Here is a 17,867-nt window from a genome sequence, read left to right as displayed (position 1 = left end):
TCCGCGGGCGTTTCTGGACATTCGGCGAAAAGGCAAACATTGACCGCGAATTTTTCAGCGACTTGCTCGACCGCGCGATTGCTGCGCGCAAGAGTCGCGGCTTCGACATCGAAGACAAGGAATCAGCATTCCGCCTGATTAACGCAGAAAACGACGGCATTCCGGGTTGCATTATCGACAAGTACGCCGATATCTACTCGGTGGAAATCTTGGCCGCAGGTGCCGAAGTCCACCGCAAGGACATTTACGAACTGCTCGCCGAAAAGACGCACTGCCGCGGCATCTACGAACGCTGCGATTCCGACGTGCGCAAGAAAGAAGGTTTGCCGCTCCGCACCGGTTGCGTTTACGGCGAAGTTCCCGATGAACCGGTCATCATCAACGAAAACGGAATCCTCTTCCCCATCGATGTGAAAAACGGCCACAAAACCGGTTACTACCTGGACCAGCGTGACGCCAGACGCCGCATCGGCGAACTTTCCAAGGGGAAAAAGGTGCTCAACTGTTTCTGCTATACAGGCGGATTCGGACTCTACGCGCTCCGTGGCGGTTGCGAAAAAGTTTATCAGGTGGATGTTTCCAAGGACGCACTCAAGCTCGCCAAAGAAGGCATCATGCGCAACAAGCTCAGCACCGCGCATGCCACGCATGTGGAAGCCGACGTGTTCCAGTACCTGCGCAAGTGCCGCGACAAGGCCGAAACATTCGACCTCATCGTGCTGGACCCACCCAAATTTGTAGAAAGCAAGGACAATCTGCAGAAAGGTGCCCGTGGCTACAAGGACATCAACCTGCTCGCCATGAAACTCCTGGCCGAAGGCGGCATGCTCGCGACCTTCAGCTGCTCGGGCCTCATGGAAATGGACTTGTTCCAGAAGATTATCGCGGATGCCGCCGCCGATGCAAAACGGCGCGTTCAAATCATTGAACGCTTCGGCCAACCCGCCGACCACCCCGTGAATACGGCCTTCCCCGAAGGTCAGTACCTCAAGGGCCTACTCGTTCAGGTCATTTAAAAAGCATCCATCCGAACAAGAATAAGGATAGATGCCCTATAAAAAAGAAGGGATATTTCCCTTCTTTTTTATTTTCACTTGATAATCACCATATTGCCGTTATTGTAATAGGTTCCCTTGACGGTGGGTTTCCCTTTCAAACGGCGTCCGCGCAAGTCATACCACTGATCCAGATGGTAGCGGTTGACACGGAATTCGTTTCGTTTGGAATCGAAAGTTCCTACGGCCATCACATTGCCGGATTCTTCCAGGATTTCGATGCTAATGCTGTCCTGCAAGCCTTCGATACTTGCAACACCCCTCGGAAGCGGCGCATTATTCGTATTCGAATTTTCATCCGGCAATTCACCGGTATACACCAAATAGCAACGCAATGCAGGAATCGTCGCACCTTTACCGAACTTCACAAAATCACCCACCTTGAATCCATCTTTCGCTTGACCGGCAAAGCCATAAACACGGCCAATCAAGTGAGTCGAATCAGAAAGGGAGATGTTTCCGGAGGCCCCGCGCAGTTCCCAATCCCCAAGAACGGTCGTCTTGGCGCCACTCGTGGTTAAGGTAACGTATTCATCTTCTTTCAGGTTGAAGGTAACCGCGTTACCCGTCGGAATCACCATGTACGGAGTATTCGCAAGAAGCTTTTCAGTTTCCTCTGTAACGCCCGCCTTCCATTCGCCATCTACGTAATCCATCTGGGCAAATCCATAGAACTTGGCGCCTTCCACCTTCGAAACGTCAATCGAGAACGGAAGCATAATCGTCGCGCTCTTGCCCACTTCAAACGTACGGCGGAATTCGACTTCCTTCACGTCAAGATCTTTGGGTATTTCGAAACCTTCCGCATCCGTAAAGAACCCGTCGATAATCGCCTTCGAAGAATCCAAAGCAATATTCACCGCACCAAAATTTGTACGGACGCATTTGATGTTGTCGATTTCAAAAGTTTCAAGATTAGCATAACTTTCAAAGCTCCAAGACAACTGGTACACAGCCTTCTTCACCTCGGAAACAGGCTTGCAGCCACTGTGGCATTCCAGGCCGTCGTTCTCCAGATAAACGGTCTTGGTGCGCCAATTTACACCTTCTTCATCGCCCCATACAGTTTCAAAATAGTCCCGTTCTATTTCAAGGTTATCAAATACAGTCCCTAAATGGAATTGATGGGTAGCATCGCCCCTATAATCGTACTGAATTGCATCACATTGCGACAGATCCAGAGCTACGCCGTCTTTTTGCAAATTTAACGCAATATCGGCCCTCGTAAAGCTAAACGCATCATCATTTGTAAAGCTGGCCTTGAGGCACTTGCCGTCTGCATGTTTCTCCGCAGCCATACTAACCTTAGCCGATTCAGTTTTAGTCGAGATACTCCAGGAGCCACCAAGCGGGCTTACCAGATCTCCGCTTTCAAAGTCATCGATGAGCAGAGTTGAACTCGAAACTTCCAACTTCCGGGTGGGAACAAACCGCGCATCAAGTCTCAAGTTTTCAATCATTTCAAAATCATAATACTTCTCCGGAGTCCAGCCAACAAAAACATAATTTTGCCCATCTTCGGACACCTTTACAGGGTCTTTCGGAATATTAACATCTCTGAAGTAGGCTGAATAAGGAACAGAAGATTCTGCAACCCAGTTCCCTTCACTATAAAATTCCGCCAAGACGTTCGGCAAATTACGGATGCACCGGATGTCATCTATTTCTATCGGACCTTTACCCTCTGCATCAGTAGAAAAATTATCTCTCTGCCATGTCAAGGCAACAACCTTCCTCTTGATGACGCCCACCTGTTTTAACGGGAGATCGCCTTCATCAGCCCATTCATACCCACTTAGGCGGTTCCAATAGATAGCGGCAGTCTTCCAATCGTCACTGGCCGGAAAATCCATGTAATAATGCTGCCAGCCGGTTTCATACGCGCTTTCTACGCGGAACTGGTGAGGTCCACCCTTGTAACGGTACTGGATAGCCTCGCACTGCCCCATATCTACGGCAGAGCTGTCTTTTTGCAGGTAGAGACGAGCACCGAGCCATTCATAAGAGTCTTCCGGTTCCGTAAGATTACCGATGCCAAGAATTTTATTTCCAGAAACAGTCACGATGGAAGAAGTCGGTTCTTGGACATCCATCTTATCGACATCATAAATCTTAAAAGGAACGTAGCCTTCTCCCATATCTTGCGCAACAGCTAATCCTTTTGACAGGTTAATAACCTTGAGCAACATATATTCGGTCCCTTCAGCCTTGCCATCGGCATTGAACTTAATGCGAATTGATTCTTCTGGTGGATAACCATATTTATCATTAGGTTCAAATTCAGCATTCCACGTTTCGTTATTCTTGCAAAGCGGCAATTCGTCTGAAAGGTCAATATCTGTCGGATCAGCAAATTGACGGTCTCCCCACCCCTCTGGAATTGCAACGCCATCTTCTCCAAAGAAATCGAAACAGTATTCAAAGGACACCGTCTTTTCGGGGGCATCTGTCAGACGGAAGTTCAAATAGACATCATCTTCACCTTCCTTAAAGGATCCTTCTAATATCACCGCAAGATTGCCAGACCATTCGGAGCCATCCGATTCAAAGCTAGACGTATTGGACTTTAGAGAGTTAAAGAAATCCCAAGACCCGCCCAACGTTCCAACTTTATCGCCATCTTCAAAGTTTTCTAACCAAAGCGTATCGACCGTCATGTTCAGCGGCGTGCCTTTGGGGAGTTCCGTCGAATCGAATAACGCCTTATAAACGGTGGGCTTCGTAACAGCCTTAATGTCCTTGTTCCATTTCTTAAAGGTGTACATCATCGTTTCGGACGGTTCCTTGGTCGGCTTTCTGCAGTTCTCGTTATACTCACAATCTGCCGTCGGGTTAGAAGGAGTTGTTCCCCTATAGTAAATGCCAGATTCAAACACCTCGTCACCAGCCATAAACTTGACTTCATAAGTAGGCTGGTTGATGCAACGGAAGTTATCAAGTTCAAGAGTTCCCGTCGCCGCATTCTCTGTATGCCAGAACCAGCTGAAAGCAAACATATTCTTTTGCACGGTTTCAACCGGAATATCTATACCATCCGGATTATATTCCGGATATCCTTGTTCAAAATCGTTCCAATGAAACGTTACCGTTTGCCAATCATTGCTCTCATCCAAGTATACGGAATAATAGTTCGACCCGGCATTGGCTTTTTTCTCGTCACCCTCTAGGCGAAAGCGCAAATCAAGCCAATTTTCGCCATCACTTTTATTATTAAATATCGCCTTGTAATCGAACTGAATTTCGGTACAGCTAGAAAAATCCAGTGAAGTATAGTTCGGCGCGACATAAACGCGCGTTTCTATCCACTCCCATCCATTATTTAGCTGTTCAGTCTGATTCTTAAACTCATAGTCAATCCGCAAGACTTTTGATTTTTCGCCATCCGAATCAACAATGGAGCTTTTAAATGTGACGGTATACTCCTCTCCCGTAAAAGAGTACCATGCGCCCAAATTGGAAACAATGTCGACGTTTTCACCTTCGTCATCGTTCTCGAAATCATCGATCACGAGCGTATCGCCCACATCGATATTCAGTAACGGGGACCACACCGATGATACCGCCCATGCCGAAGCAGAAGCAAGTAACACCAGCGCCGCAAAAATGTTTGTTGTTTTGGTGAGATTAGTCATTTTTTCCTCGATATAAACTTTTTGTGAAAGGTTAGTCCTTTAGGCAACGGACAGAGAAGGCATAAGATTTTATGCTTCCAAAAGATGGATTTCCATCACCTAAAAGCCCGTCGCTAGTCGCTACGGGCAATCCCCCTAAACTCTGGGATCGAGTTTCCATATCTACAATTTAAATTATTACGCTACTGCCGTCACCGAATCTTTAAGAAAATTTTACAAGAATTGGTTATTCTGTGACGTAACGCAACATCTCACCTATGATTCATTTTTTGAATCGGCGAATATCCGTACGGCTCTTGTCGCGAACAACGACATGGTAGATTCCTGGAGCCAAATCCTGAACATCCAACAACACTGAATGAGGTGCCCATCTACGCATTATTTCGCGCCCATGCAAATCAAGAACGCGAACGACAGCACCGTCGACAAATGCATTGCCCAGCTCCACGAATAACTGATTGTCCGCATAATGGACAGACGTTCCATACAAATTAGCATTTTGTGCAAGAGCAGTTGTTCCCGAATCGGCCTTAACGGTATCCGGCAACAGGCGCCACATCTGGTTCCATTCCCAGTCATCGGCCCAGCTCTGCACCACGCGTTCGCCATCGGTGGTGGCTCGCAGATACATGTTGCTGTGTTGCATTTTCATGCGAACGACAGAGCCCTCGTAACCGGACTGTTTTTCCACCACCACTTTCTGGTGTCCGCCGCCGTTCCACTTGTAAAGGCCCATCGTAACGCCCGCATCGGTCGATTCGTTCGGGGTATCAATCGACATATCGCCAAAGTTAATGCGGAATGTCGTCGAGGTAAGCGGCGTCAGAGTCGCAACGGCATTTTGTCCATCGCAGTCACCCAAAGCAAGCTTGTCTTCGGCGGTTCGGACCATACACGTTCCGAAGTTCATCGACATAATGCGAACGGTATCAGGTTTTGCGGGTCTCGCCTGCCACACGCGCACCCAATCGGCTTCGAAATACGCGGGCTTGTTTTCGGTAATATCAATGTCGTCGCCGGCCCAGCCGCCAATCGCAAGATTCACGATGATGTACTGCGCCGCAAGTTGCTTGATTTCTGTCGGACGGTTGTAACTTGCAAATTTCTTGTCGTCAAAGTAAAAGCTGAGAGTCGATTCGTCCCATTCCACGCCGTAGTTGTGGAAACCCGCGGAACGATCTACGTCATCATCCTTATGTCCGCCGAAAGAAGCCTCGTGGTCCCACGCCGAGCCATGACTATTGTACCAGCTAGGATCGGTGTAATGCAGGTAGTAATGGTGCTGCTTGCGAGATGCAGGAATTTCCAGGATATCGATTTCGGGAGGCCAGCCGTCTTGAAGCGTCCAAAACGCGGGCCAAGTTCCCTTTTGCGACGGAGCCTTGAAGCGGCCCTCGATATAGCCGTACTTGACTTCAAATTTTCCCTTGGTGTCGATTGCCCCCGAAGTGTAATCGACCGGAATTTCCTTGCCGTTGAACTTCGCCTTAAGCCCGTCTGCATCGGGGTGTTTTTTCTTTTCGCCCTTGAGCTTGAGCTTACCGTCAGAGACAATCACGTTTTCTTCGGCGCAGTAGGCGCGGTGATTATGAGTGTGGCCCCAGTTGTAGGTCGGATTCCACTTGGACTTGTCGAGGCTCGTGCCGTCGAAGTCGTCTTCGAACACCTTTTTCCAGCCGCTAAAATTCGCCGGCGGATCAGCGAACGCAAAAGAGGCTGCAAATAAAGCAGCTAGATACACCTTCGCGACATTACAGGTTTTCCTGCGCAAAAACTTGTTTCCCATATCAAATCCTCGCCCAACACACTTGTTAAATATAACCTCGTCGGGGACCTTTACCAAGAAAAAAGATTTAAACGGTCTTGCCTACAGCAACAATCAGTTCTTTTTGCAGCGTATGAGGGTCATGCGGTCTTTATAGTCAGAAGTGGTATAGAAATCACCCGTCGTTATGCACGCATATAGTGCAAACAAATTACTCTGTTCCGTAGCAGCCCAAAAGCGGGCTTCCTCACCTTCGCGTTCATACCAGGCATCACCATAAAAACCTGCGGGGGTCGCATTAAATCCAGAAGTGTTCGTTGCATGTTTCCACATTCCATTATTTTCGGTAGACTGCAATGCAAAAACATCTTCACCCACATCCTTGTACAGCTCATTCCATTCGGCTTCCTGCGGTATATGCCACCCTTCGGGACAAACACCCCGAGCATTGAAATGAATGTTGCAGCGTTGACGATATCCACACTCCTTGCTGGATTTACTGTAAATGCCCGCGCTATCCAATGCTACCGACCAGTAATAATAGTAGCCGACTTCGCACCTTTCTTCACCGATGCAATTAACCCCATAATTTTTACCATTAAGCAAATACTCTATTTTCAAATTATCTGCCATCCAATACGAAGAACCTATTTTAATTGTCCTGTAAACGGCATCGTTGCGCGGATCCGTAATCACGTTGACCGAATCGAAGCTCCAGCCATCTTTATGGCAAGTATAGGATGAATGCAAGCCCAAGGTATCACTTGTATCCATATTGTAGCTGACACAGCCCTTGTTCAAATAGATTTCTTCGGCAGTCGCAAACCGAAGCGTATCGGCATCCCACACCAGCTTTCGACCCGTCGCCTTACCCGTCAAGACAGTTCCTTTCTTATTGAGTTTATACTTCGGATAAAAGTCAACTTTGGATTCGGGAATACCGAGCCACTTTCCACCATCGACATCCTCGCAAACGAAATAGATCCGTTCAACCGAGTCATCGTCTTCTGGAACAAAGTACTTCTTGGAATCCGGGTTCGAGACCAACTTGATTGTTCCTACCGGACTGGTTTCGCTTCCGCAAACACCAAGTCCACTTTCAATACCCCAGAACTGACGGATGAATTTTTCAAAATTGGGAATCTTAGTCGAGATTTTCCACTTTTCCATATTTTCGCGAACCTCGGCAAATCTCCCAAGGCTATCCGCCGTTGCAACCCAGTCGGCAATTTCAGCACGTGTCTCGACATCGTCCCACAAGCCATCCGCCGCCAAGTCCTTTGCGATCTTTTCTACCAGGGCGTTAAATTCCTCTCCAGTGCGGTCTCCCAGCAACATCACAGAAATCGCAAGCAGAGCGGCATCCGCATCGGTTTCGCCAAAGATGTTCAGGTCTTCGGAATAGCCAAAATCACCCACGTTCATGTGGAACGCATCCAGAATCAACTTCGCGACAGGCTTTTTGAGATCCATCATATTAAGCGTGCCGTCCCCATGTTCAATCCGATCTTTTATGCAAAGATATTCCAGGTGCGTAAGCAAGTTCACGTTCACCGAATTCCGTTCATAGAGATCAGTCAAGGCTCGCAAGCCTATCGCCTTAGTAGATTGCTTGCCACTCACTTCATTCAGGTAATTTCCATACACATAAACGTCTACATAATTCGACGACGCCGTCAATGTATCAAAGGTAAAAGCCCCCGTTGAGTCCTTCGTGAATGTCGAATGGTACACCCACGCCGGATCAAAACTTTTAGGTCCTTTCAGTTCCGAAATAATGACTCGGCACTCATCCACGAAAGGTCCCTTTTGTGCAAATCCGGAAACATCCTTCTGTTCGATTCTATGGACATCCAAATTAACCTTTTCGCTGAGCGGAATTGTGATGACGACGCCACCACAGCTTAGGGCCACCATTTCGTCTGTATGGTCCACAATCTGACAGGCATCCGTAGCAGCGGCGCCATCTGCACCCGGTTCGCCCTGCTTGCCAGGATCTCCCTGTTCGCCCTGTTTACCAGGTTCCCCCTGCGCACCGGGTTCACCCTGGGCCCCCGGCTCGCCCTGCGGTCCGATTTCGCCCTGTTCGCCAGGATCGCCCTTTTCTCCAGGATCACCCTTTTCACCCTTTTTACCGTTCAAGACGACTCCGATGGAATCTCCATTACAGATAATCTTGTAGCCACTTCCATCGCCAAGCTTTTTCGAAGAACAGGAAATGGTCCCTTCTACATACACCGAATCGGTCGTGATGACATAGACGGTATCCTTGTGTGATTCCGTAGTCGCATTCGTCGGCGAATTTTTTTCTGATGAGTCCTCGGAACAGGCCGTAAAAGCCACCGCTGCAAACAAAATGAGCAGACCTGTGGCTATCCAATTTTGATTTTTCATTTATTTTCTCCTAACCTAAAAAAATTTTATCGCGTACGGCGCGGCAGCTCGGAAGCATGCTTTTCGAGCCACACGGCATCTTCGAGCGCGCGTTCGGCTTCGGCAGCCCAGTCGGAATCCGGGAACTGCTGCACCACTTCGCGGTAACGCACCACGGCGCTGTGGAAGTCGCGGAGTTCACGGTAAGCGTTGCCCAGCTGCAACATGGTGAAGTAGCGGTCTTCGGGTTGCTGTTCGGTTTCAAGCAAAGCCTTGTACATCTTGAGTGCGGACTCGATGCTTCCCGCGCTGTAGAGCAGGTTTGCGTTGTCAAGAGTCGGCGTGCCAGACGGAGCATCGGCAATGTCGGCGACCTTAGCGGCCGGCCCTTCGGCAGGCTCAATGGTCTTACCGGTCGGCCCTTCGGCAAGCTCAGGGGCCTTCTGGGCAGGAGCGGCTTCAGCCGTCTTCGGAGCATCGACAGACTTTGATTCAGCCTTCGCGACAGCCTCGGTTGCTGGAGCGGCATCTGCGGCAGGCTGATTTTTCGCTTCTTTTTCAGCCTTGATTTCGGCGATGCGACTTTCCGCAGCGGAGCGATACTTGGCGTTCGGAGCGGCCTTCTTCATGTAGGCGGCCAAGAACTTGAGTTCCTGATCGGGCTTCTTATTGTTCTTTGCAATCAAGGCGAGGAAATAGTTCGCGTCGTTGCCTTCTTCCTTGTATTCAAGGCCCTTCTTCAAGTTAAATTCAGCCTTATCCATTTCGCCGAGCTGGTAACGGGTAAGGCCCGCGTAGAAATACGCACCGGCATGTCCCGGCTGTTTGCGCAGAACCTCGCGCCACATCGGGGCGGCTTCCTTATACTTGCCCTCGGCGTAGAGCATTTTTCCCTTTTCGAACGGATCGGTCGGGAGAGCGGTCTCAGTCTTTGCAGGTTCCTGCTTGGGCGCTTCGGCGGCCTTGGTTTCGGCCTTCGCGGGTTGCTTAGGTGCTTCGGCAGGCTCAGCGACCTTCGTAGGTTCCGGAGCAGTCGCCGTTTTCGGCGTTTCGGCTACAGGCGCAGCAGCCGGTTTCGGAGCTTCGGCAGTTTCTGCCTTCGGAGCGGGTTCAGCCTTAGCCGCAGGAGCTTCCTCGGCCACAGCAGGAGCAGTTTCGGCAGGAGCTTCCGCTACGGGATTGTTTTTCGGGTCCTTGGCACGTTCGGCCTCCGCCTTCGCCTTTTGACCGAGGGCCTCATAAACCTTAGCAGCGCCTTCGTAAGCGGCGCTCATCGTCGGTTCAAACTTGTATGCAAGGCGATAGTTCGCAAGCGCCCCGCTGTAATCCTTCATTTTCATACGGACTTGCGCCGCCGCGAAATAGGCTTCGGCATTCTTCGGGTTTTCCGCCAAAATAGCACGGTACTCGCCAAGCGCCATTTCAAAATCGCCTTTTGCCTCAAACCGGGCACCCTGTTCCATACGCGGGTCCGCACTAAAAGCCAACCCCACAAGACAAGCTAACGCAATCGCAGAAATTCGGATATTCATACTCCTAATTTAGCAAAAAAGATCATTTTCATTTTACCATTTCCTAACTTTTGAACGATAATATAAAGAGATTCCCCGTTTGCACCATGATACTTGATTTCTTAAAAAGCAGCCTTGTTTGTGTAGCCCTTTCGCTACTGTTCGTATCTTGTGCATCAACGCCGCGCGTCCCTGAATCCATTTACGACGAAACCGGAACACTCGTTTCAAGGACCACATTCGACGCCAAGAACAATATCGAAACTCAATGGAAAGCGATCAACGACTCCACCGCCATTTTCGAATCCTTTGAAGACGGAATCCATACCATAGACACCCTCGCCACAGAGGCGCTACGAATCTACAACGAAATTGACCTGGACCATACCCTTGTCGCCTTCGCCCAAAGGACAACGCAAATCCTTAACGCAACCAACGAAAGCATCAAGGCCTCCGCCGAAAGCATTTCCCAGGGAGCGCAATCCATAAAGAACAGTTTTGTTTCTACGGTGTCGCTACTTTCAGGCGAAGAAATCGCAAACGCAACAGACCAATTCCTCACCACCTCCGGAAAATATGTTACAGATAAAATAAATAATCTCCCCACCGAGATCGATTCTCTGCTAGTCCTTGCAATCATCGCAGGTTACGGACGCGGGGTCACCGTCGGCTATCAGGAAATCGAAGAATACATCATGGCCATTCCCGAAATCACCCGAAACATCTTGGGAACCGATTACGAAGCTCTTTTACAAAAAGCCAAAAAGCAAATCCGCGAAACAAGTGAATTTGTCATCAACAGCGCCAATCAGGATTCCCTAATGCAAATCGTAAAGTTCGCCCAGAACAAGCTGGACCAGCTACCGGACTACATGAAAGGAGAATTCGAGCGGATCGTCGATGAATTCAAGGCCGAGACAGACTACAGCTTTGCAGCCCTCGGCATCGACAACAAATACCGCGACGCCTATATCGGCGCATTCGCTTCCGGCTGGCTCACCTGGCAATTGCTGGCGGCCGACATCACCTACGGACTAGTCAAGTACGTCGCTCAAGGCAAAGGTTCCTCCAAGGCGGCCAAAATTACGGCACGTTCCAACCGCATCAAGGAATACAACAGAAAGCCCCCAGCCGATCGAGACCACCTGATGCCTCGCGACGGACACGGCGGGCACTGGAACACCAACAAGACCACCTGGCGAAGCGACATTCCCGAAGTCAACGCCATTACCCGCGGACGCCCCATCCATTTTACGGGCAAGGACCCCAACAAAATGCCCGACTTTTCTCCCTGGAGCCGAGGAACCTACAAGTTGGCGGGCCTCACCGGGAAAAACGAAGACGACTTTCCTAAACTTTACGCCAAAATTGCCGCCAAAAGGGAAATTTCCGTCAGCGAAGCGGAACGCTGGGTAAAGCAGAACGGACTCACGCCGCACCACCTCAGTTGCACCGAAATGATGCTCGTTCCGACGGCACTTCACGAAAACGTGCCGCACACGGGAGCAGCATCGATGCTCCGAAACGGAACCTGCAAATAATTTTTTTTAGATTTCAAGCCATGAGTAAACTTATCGCACATATCCTCGTTGGAGTCCTTGCAGCAGCCATCCTCATGCTGATCAACGCAACAATCATCCCCGTGAGCCTCCGCGGCTCCGAAAAATTCGATTGTTTCATGAGCCTCTGCTATGTCGCCTGCATCATTGTATCATGCGCCATATACTACATCAAGACTCCCCCCGGAAAAGACAACCGAGGATAATCGACATTCCGCAATCTGAGCACTCGAGTGATAAACGCACAACGGACGCACCAAGTAAGAACAAATTAACATTCAAGTTTGTTGTTATTCGCTACAACAGAGAATAGGCTGGGCACAGGGGAAATGCCCCGCTTTGAAATTAGATTATAAGCGGCTCGATTTTGGAGGATAACATGAAAGCCGTTCTAAAACCTGTAGTGCTCATGTCTTCAGGTTCCGCACGGTACATACTACCTCAAGGATCTAAAATCCAGCAACATCAAGAAGGTCGCGAAATAATCTAGAATCAATATCAGCTTGGCAAGGTGGTCAAAAGTTTTGACCACCTTTTTTTATTTCAGAAGTTTGTTCTCTCCGATGGATTCTAGTACTGTCATCTGCGAAATCGCAATTTGGTTCAGCTTTTGCAACCGCTCCGATTGTGGCAAGCCCTCCTTGATCAGGACTGAATTCAACGATTCCATGTTTGAAAGGCAAATCAGCTGGTTTACAGATGCATAGTCTCGGACATTGCCCTGCAAATCGGCATGTGCATCGCGCCACTCCTTGGCGGTAAATCCGAATAAGGCTACATTCAGAACATCAGCTTCATTTGCATAAACCATGTTCATCTGTTGTTTTGTAAGCGTCGCCGGAATCAAGTTCTATTTGATGGCGTCCGTATGGATATGGTAGTTGATTTTAGAGAGTTCACGACGTAATGACCATCCTAATTGAGCCTGTTCCGCAGCCTTGAGGCGCTGGAACTCATGCGATATATACAATTCGAATTCAACCGAAATCCAATTTGCGAAGTGAAACGCAATGTCCTTGTTTGCGTAGGTTCCTCCGTATCGACCTGATTTGCAGATGATTCCGATTGCATTGGTTGCAGAAATCCATTTTTGAGGAGATAATGTGAAGGCGTGGAGTCCGGCCTCCTTTCTAAACCCCTCGAATTCGAGGGGTTTAAAATCGGGATTATACAGCTTTTCCCAAAGTCCCAGGTATTCCAAAACGTTTCTGTTTCGCATCCAATTCGCTATTACGGCATTGGCATCAGGATTTTTCCATTTGGCGATGTCGGTGATGCAGATGTAGTCTTCTTCAAGATGCTTAATCAGGCGAATTTCCTGGTCTTTCACATTCAACTTCATTTTTTACCTCCCTGCGGACAAGCGCAAAACCGCAGTGTTTAAATTTTTGAGCGGCTCTGTCGGGCCAGGCCGTACTTTTGGGTCGAAACTGCGAAAAAGCTGCGAAAATGACCCTTTGGCTCTGTTAGGCCAGGCCGTATAGCTGCGAATATGCTGCGGACCGCCGAACAGTCATTTCAGCGTAAAAACATCGGTCATGCAGCCGAAAAACAGTTTTGGAAGGGCTTACGGATTGAGGATTTTTTGCTAGCCGGGCACAAGTGTACAGTTTGACCCGACAGAGCCTTTTAAGACCCGCAATTTCGAGCATGTTTGCGGGAAGGAGCAAAAAAAATGAATACTAGCCAAATCAGGCCGAAAAATGTTATATTGCCTGTAAGCAATATGATGTACCCATTCATGACACTTGACGACAACGCTGAAATAGTCCATTCCGAAATGGGAAAGGACGGTCGCGTCAAGGTGTACATTGAGAAGCCCGACGCGAAGGACGGCTTCCACCGAGCAACATGCTACTTACCCTCCTATACATGGGAAGATATATTCGGTTTTTCAGATGAGGAAATCGATCGCTATAAGAAAGTGATTGAGTCTACGGCTCATTTGATAATGGAATTTTCTCAGAAAGGCGGTTTTAGCAATGCCACAAATCTTTAAGATCGGATCATTCTGGGTTTATTTCTGGTCTAACGAGAATAACCCGTTAGAACCAATTCACGTTCATGTGTCGGAAGGCACGCCTTCTGCAAACGCAACCAAAGTTTGGATTACGAAGGCCGGGAAATGTCTCTTGGCTCATAATAATTCGCATATCAACCCGCATGTTTTGCAGAACATTCTCCGAATTATCGAGGCTCGTAATGAAGAGATTGTAAAAAAATGGACGGAATTCTTTAACGAGATATCGTATTTCTGCTAAAGACATGTGAATCACAGAATAGCAGCCTTCACATAGGAAAGCAACGTTTTCCTCTCCCCTTTTTGTATAATCCCTTTTGCCACGATGCACCTACTTTTCTAAATTTGTACCCACTATGGAAACTCGTTACAATTCTAAAGATGTGGAAGCCCGATGGCACAAGACCTGGGCTGAGAATAACAGTTTTGCACCCAGCGGAAAGGGCGAACCGTTCTCGGTCGTGATTCCGCCCCCGAACGTTACCGGCGCGCTCCATCTGGGACACGCACTCAACGATACGCTCCAGGACATTTTGGTACGCTACCGCCGTAAGACGGGCCGCGACACGCTGTGGATTCCGGGTACGGACCACGCGGGCATTGCCACGCAGGCAGTTGTCGAAAAGCGCCTTTTCCAGGACGAACACAAGACCCGCCACGACATCGGCCGCGACGCGCTGGTGGAACGCATTTGGAAGTGGAAGGACGAATACGAAGCCCGTATCACGAAGCAGCTCAAGAGCCTGGGCGTTAGCTGCGACTGGAGCCGCCAGCGCTTCACGCTGGACCCGGTTTGCGCAAAGGCCGTGCGTCACGCCTTCTTCAACCTGTTCAAGAAGGGCCTCATTTACCGCGGCAAGCGCCTGGTGAACTGGGATACCAAGCTCCAGACCGCCGTTGCCGACGACGAAATCTACTACGAACACGTGAAGGGCCACTTCTGGACATTCAAGTATCCTCTGGCCGACGGTTCGGGATTTATCCCCGTTTCCACGACCCGTCCGGAAACAATCATGGGCGATACCGCCCTCGCCGTGCACCCGAACGACGAACGCTACGCGCAGTTCATCGGCAAGATGCTCAAGGTGCCCTTCGTTGACCGCGAAATCCCGGTGATTGCCGACGCCATCTTGGTGGACAAGGACTTCGGTACGGGTTCCGTGAAGGTGACTCCGGCTCATGACCCGAACGACTATGCGACGGGCCTGCGCCACAAGCTCCCGATGATCAACATCATGAACGACGACGGCAGCCTGAACGAGAACGCCGGCAAGTTCCAGGGCCTCAAGGGCCAGGCCGCACGCGACGCCGTGGTGGCGGGTCTCGAAGAACTCGGACTTTTGATCAAGGTGGAAGACCACGAAATGGACGTGGGCCACTCCGACCGTTCCAAGACTGTGATCGAGCCGTACCTCAGCGACCAGTGGTTCGTGAAGATGGACGTGCTCGCCGAAAACGCGATGAACGCCGTGAAGTCGGGCGAAATCAAGATTATCCCCGAACGCTACGCCAACAAGTATCTGGACTGGCTCGCCGAAAAGCGCGACTGGTGCATCAGCCGTCAGCTCTGGTGGGGCCACCGCATTCCTATCTGGCACACCGATGCTAGCGAAGACGAACTGAAGGCCGCATTCGCGGGCCGTGACGACATCTACTTCTACAAGGCCGAAAACGGCGGCTACCTCGTGTGCAGCCAGGAAGAAGACCTGAAGGAAGATGCCGTTCCGGGCCGCGTGCTCAAGCAGGAAGAAGATGTGCTCGACACGTGGTTCTCCAGCGGTTTGTGGCCGCACTCCACGATGGGCTGGCCGGAAAACACCGACACGCTCAAGCGCTACTACCCCACCAGCGTGCTCGTGACGAGCCGCGACATCATTACGCTGTGGGTCGCCCGCATGGTGCTCTTCAGCCAGGAGAACATGGGCACGGTCCCGTTCCACACGGTGTACATCCACCCGAAGATTCTGGACGGCAATGGCCAGACCATGAGCAAGTCCAAGGGCAACGGCGTGGACCCGATGGATATCGAAGAGAAGTACGGTACCGACGCTCTGCGCTTTGTGATGGCAAGCCTTTGCACCGACAACCAGGACGTGCGCCTGCCGGTGAAGAAGGAAAAGCAGCCGGATGGCCGCGAAATCAACACCAGCGAAAAGTTCGAAATCGGCCGTAACTTCAGCAACAAGCTGTGGAACGCCTGCCGCTTCCTTTACCCGCAGCTCGAACAGGCCGGCGCTCTTGCCGCCGAGCTCCCGATGGACAAGAACTTGTTCGCGCTCGAAGACAAGTGGATTCTGAGCCGCCTGCAGACGACCATCAAGGACGCCACCCGCATGCTCGAAGAATACCACTTCGCCGAACTCGCCGGGTTCCTGTACCGCTTCGTGTGGGACGACGTCTGCTCCAGCTACTTGGAAATCAAGAAGGCCGTGATCAACAGCGAAACGCTCACCGCCGAAAAGAAGAACGCCATGGCCATCCTCAGCTACGTGCTGAAGAACGTGCTCGACCTGTTGCACCCGGTGATGCCGTTCATTACCGAAGAACTCAACAGCATCCTGTTCCAGGGCAGCGAAATGGTGATCAGCCGCGCATGGCCCAAGGCCGACGAATCGCTCATTGACGCGAAGATCGAAGCCGCATTCGACCAGGCATTCGCCGTGGTGGAAAGCGTGCGTGGCGTGCGTGGCCGCTACAACGTGAGCCCCGCCACCAAGCTTAGCGCCGTGGTGAGCGTCGACGATGCCGCAACGGAAGCAAGCGTGAAGGACTGCATGGCAATCATCACCGAGCTTTCGGGACTTGCCGACCTGAGCGTCGCCGTGAAGGCCGTGAAGCCAAAGTTCAGTGCCAGCGCCGTGGTGCCCGGGGGCGAACTCTACATCCCGCTGGAAGGCATCCTCGACCCGGCTGCAGAAATCGCCCGCTTGGAAAAGGAAATTGAAAAGGCCAAGGCATTCGCCGCCAGCATCGAACGCAAGCTCTCGAACCAGAAGTTCGTCAGTGGCGCTCCCGAAGCCGTCGTGAACGCCGAAAGGACGAAGCTCGCTACGCAGCATGATATTATCGCGAAAAACGAGGCTGCGCTGAAGGAGTTGAAGTGACACAAGCCGCAACCGCGGATTGTGTCATCCAGGCCCTTCGACAAGCTCAGGGTAAACTCCGTCGAAGGATCTAAAATTTAAAAGAGGTGTTCTTAGAACGCCTCTTTTTTGCATCAATCTATTTTCCGAATAAATCCGAATGTGAACCAGTCGCAGTCGCCGAAAGAATCAATTCATCGTTGAATATCTGATACATCAAAAGCCAATCCGGTTCAATATGACATTCTCTAAAATCGGACAGAGTCCCAACTAGCTGATGATCACGATTATTGGGCGGAAGCGGTTCACCTTTCGACAACTTATCCAATACAGCGATTAATTTGTTTAAGTCTTTACCACGTTTTTTCATGACCTTGACGTCATGTTTCATGCGGCTTGTGTACTTAATCTGATACAAAGGCTATTCCTCCAGCATAGAGGCAACAGCATCTGCAGCCGTGGCGTAAGGGCCATGGAGATTCTTGCGACTACGTGTATCTTCAATAGCCTTTTCCAAGGATAAGTCCTCGGGTGCATGACGGACTTCAAAAGGAATCCCTTTATGCTCAATGGCAAATGTCAAAAAAATACGGATAGCCGTAGAGGTATCCATACCGAGAGACTGGAACAAGTCGTCCGACTTCTTTTTCAGGTCATCATCGACCCTCATTTGCAGCGTAGCCATAGTCAAGCTCCTTTTTCTGTAAATATACACAATTTGCATTTACAAGTCAATAAATTTTAAAGAAAATGTATTGACAATTCACTACACCAATCAGTTTTTCAGTAAAAAAGACCACCTCTTTTTGCAAAATCTCGCCATTTTCCTCATAAAACGCCTTTTTTTGAAAACTTTTTGAATTTTTCGT

12 protein-coding genes and 1 pseudogene are annotated in these 17,867 nt (G+C 50.0%); 6 read left to right on the top strand and 7 right to left on the bottom strand.

Annotation, left to right across the window (positions count from 1 at the left end; genetic code table 11):
* A partial coding sequence (locus Q0W37_RS12550) for a class I SAM-dependent rRNA methyltransferase (protein WP_297701896.1) occupies nucleotides 1-1,016 on the top strand: 1,016 nt, incomplete at its 5' end.
* Between the two features lie 74 nt (nucleotides 1,017-1,090).
* On the opposite strand, the gene Q0W37_RS12545 is transcribed toward Q0W37_RS12550, so the two are convergent.
* The 4 genes from Q0W37_RS12545 to Q0W37_RS12530 form a co-directional block, all read right to left on the bottom strand.
* On the bottom strand, nucleotides 1,091-4,687 hold the full coding sequence (locus tag Q0W37_RS12545; protein ID WP_297701895.1) for a hypothetical protein: 3,597 nt from the start codon (nucleotides 4,685-4,687) through the stop codon (nucleotides 1,091-1,093).
* A gap of 262 nt (nucleotides 4,688-4,949) precedes the next feature.
* A complete protein-coding gene (locus tag Q0W37_RS12540; protein ID WP_297701894.1) occupies nucleotides 4,950-6,473 on the bottom strand; it encodes a family 16 glycosylhydrolase in 1,524 nt (507 codons plus the stop codon).
* Between the two features lie 93 nt (nucleotides 6,474-6,566).
* Complete coding sequence (locus tag Q0W37_RS12535) at nucleotides 6,567-8,846, bottom strand: FISUMP domain-containing protein (protein ID WP_297701893.1); 2,280 nt, start codon at nucleotides 8,844-8,846, stop codon at nucleotides 6,567-6,569.
* A 26-nt stretch (nucleotides 8,847-8,872) separates the two neighbouring features.
* Entirely contained in the window at nucleotides 8,873-10,357 is a 1,485-nt protein-coding gene (locus Q0W37_RS12530; protein ID WP_297701892.1) for a tetratricopeptide repeat protein, read from the bottom strand.
* 86 nt (nucleotides 10,358-10,443) lie between these two features.
* Here Q0W37_RS12530 and Q0W37_RS12525 point away from each other — a divergent pair, with 86 nt between their 5' ends.
* Nucleotides 10,444-11,877: an HNH endonuclease gene (locus Q0W37_RS12525; protein WP_297701891.1), complete on the top strand. Its 1,434-nt coding sequence runs from the start codon at nucleotides 10,444-10,446 to the stop codon at nucleotides 11,875-11,877.
* Nucleotides 11,878-11,897: 20 nt separating this feature from the next.
* Complete coding sequence (locus tag Q0W37_RS12520; RefSeq protein WP_297701890.1) at nucleotides 11,898-12,101, top strand: hypothetical protein; 204 nt, start codon at nucleotides 11,898-11,900, stop codon at nucleotides 12,099-12,101.
* Between the two features lie 332 nt (nucleotides 12,102-12,433).
* Here Q0W37_RS12520 and Q0W37_RS15455 read toward each other — a convergent pair.
* Nucleotides 12,434-13,237: pseudogene (locus tag Q0W37_RS15455) on the bottom strand (KilA-N domain-containing protein).
* Nucleotides 13,238-13,621: 384 nt separating this feature from the next.
* Between Q0W37_RS15455 and Q0W37_RS12505 the strand changes: the two are divergent.
* The 3 genes from Q0W37_RS12505 (at nucleotide 13,622) to Q0W37_RS12495 (ending at nucleotide 17,019) form a co-directional block, all read left to right on the top strand.
* Nucleotides 13,622-13,894, top strand: coding sequence for a hypothetical protein (locus tag Q0W37_RS12505; RefSeq protein ID WP_297701887.1), 273 nt, complete (start codon nucleotides 13,622-13,624; stop codon nucleotides 13,892-13,894).
* Nucleotides 13,878-14,156: a DUF4160 domain-containing protein gene (locus Q0W37_RS12500; protein WP_297701886.1), complete on the top strand. Its 279-nt coding sequence runs from the start codon at nucleotides 13,878-13,880 to the stop codon at nucleotides 14,154-14,156. The genes Q0W37_RS12505 and Q0W37_RS12500 overlap by 17 nt, the downstream gene beginning before the upstream one ends.
* A gap of 115 nt (nucleotides 14,157-14,271) precedes the next feature.
* Nucleotides 14,272-17,019: a valine--tRNA ligase gene (locus Q0W37_RS12495; RefSeq protein ID WP_297701885.1), complete on the top strand. Its 2,748-nt coding sequence runs from the start codon at nucleotides 14,272-14,274 to the stop codon at nucleotides 17,017-17,019.
* 118 nt (nucleotides 17,020-17,137) lie between these two features.
* On the opposite strand, the gene Q0W37_RS12490 is transcribed toward Q0W37_RS12495, so the two are convergent.
* Nucleotides 17,138-17,416, bottom strand: a complete 279-nt coding sequence (locus tag Q0W37_RS12490) for a type II toxin-antitoxin system YafQ family toxin (protein ID WP_290995525.1) — start codon at nucleotides 17,414-17,416, stop codon at nucleotides 17,138-17,140.
* A 3-nt stretch (nucleotides 17,417-17,419) separates the two neighbouring features.
* Nucleotides 17,420-17,683 carry a type II toxin-antitoxin system RelB/DinJ family antitoxin gene (locus Q0W37_RS12485; protein WP_088656585.1) on the bottom strand — a complete coding sequence of 88 codons (264 nt, stop codon included), beginning with the start codon at nucleotides 17,681-17,683 and terminating at the stop codon, nucleotides 17,420-17,422.
* Between the last annotated feature and the right edge of the window lie 184 nt (nucleotides 17,684-17,867).

It is taken from the genome of uncultured Fibrobacter sp., assembly GCF_947166265.1.
Lineage (GTDB): Bacteria > Fibrobacterota > Fibrobacteria > Fibrobacterales > Fibrobacteraceae > Fibrobacter.
Note: the sequence above shows the minus strand (reverse complement) of the source record. Positions and strands in the feature narration are given on the sequence as shown.

Excerpts from the sequence above, each read along its gene's own strand:
- Q0W37_RS12520 (WP_297701890.1), top strand. The coding sequence starts at position 11,898 with ATGAGTAAACTTATCGCACATATCCTCGTTGGAGTCCTTGCAGCAGCC.
- Q0W37_RS12500 (WP_297701886.1), top strand. The coding sequence starts at position 13,878 with ATGCCACAAATCTTTAAGATCGGATCATTCTGGGTTTATTTCTGGTCT.
- Q0W37_RS12530 (WP_297701892.1), bottom strand. The coding sequence starts at position 10,357 with ATGAATATCCGAATTTCTGCGATTGCGTTAGCTTGTCTTGTGGGGTTG.
- Q0W37_RS12495 (WP_297701885.1), top strand. The coding sequence starts at position 14,272 with ATGGAAACTCGTTACAATTCTAAAGATGTGGAAGCCCGATGGCACAAG.
- Q0W37_RS12525 (WP_297701891.1), top strand. The coding sequence starts at position 10,444 with ATGATACTTGATTTCTTAAAAAGCAGCCTTGTTTGTGTAGCCCTTTCG.
- Q0W37_RS12535 (WP_297701893.1), bottom strand. The coding sequence starts at position 8,846 with ATGAAAAATCAAAATTGGATAGCCACAGGTCTGCTCATTTTGTTTGCA.
- Q0W37_RS12485 (WP_088656585.1), bottom strand. The coding sequence starts at position 17,683 with ATGGCTACGCTGCAAATGAGGGTCGATGATGACCTGAAAAAGAAGTCG.
- Q0W37_RS12540 (WP_297701894.1), bottom strand. The coding sequence starts at position 6,473 with ATGGGAAACAAGTTTTTGCGCAGGAAAACCTGTAATGTCGCGAAGGTG.
- Q0W37_RS12505 (WP_297701887.1), top strand. The coding sequence starts at position 13,622 with ATGATGTACCCATTCATGACACTTGACGACAACGCTGAAATAGTCCAT.
- Q0W37_RS12545 (WP_297701895.1), bottom strand. The coding sequence starts at position 4,687 with ATGACTAATCTCACCAAAACAACAAACATTTTTGCGGCGCTGGTGTTA.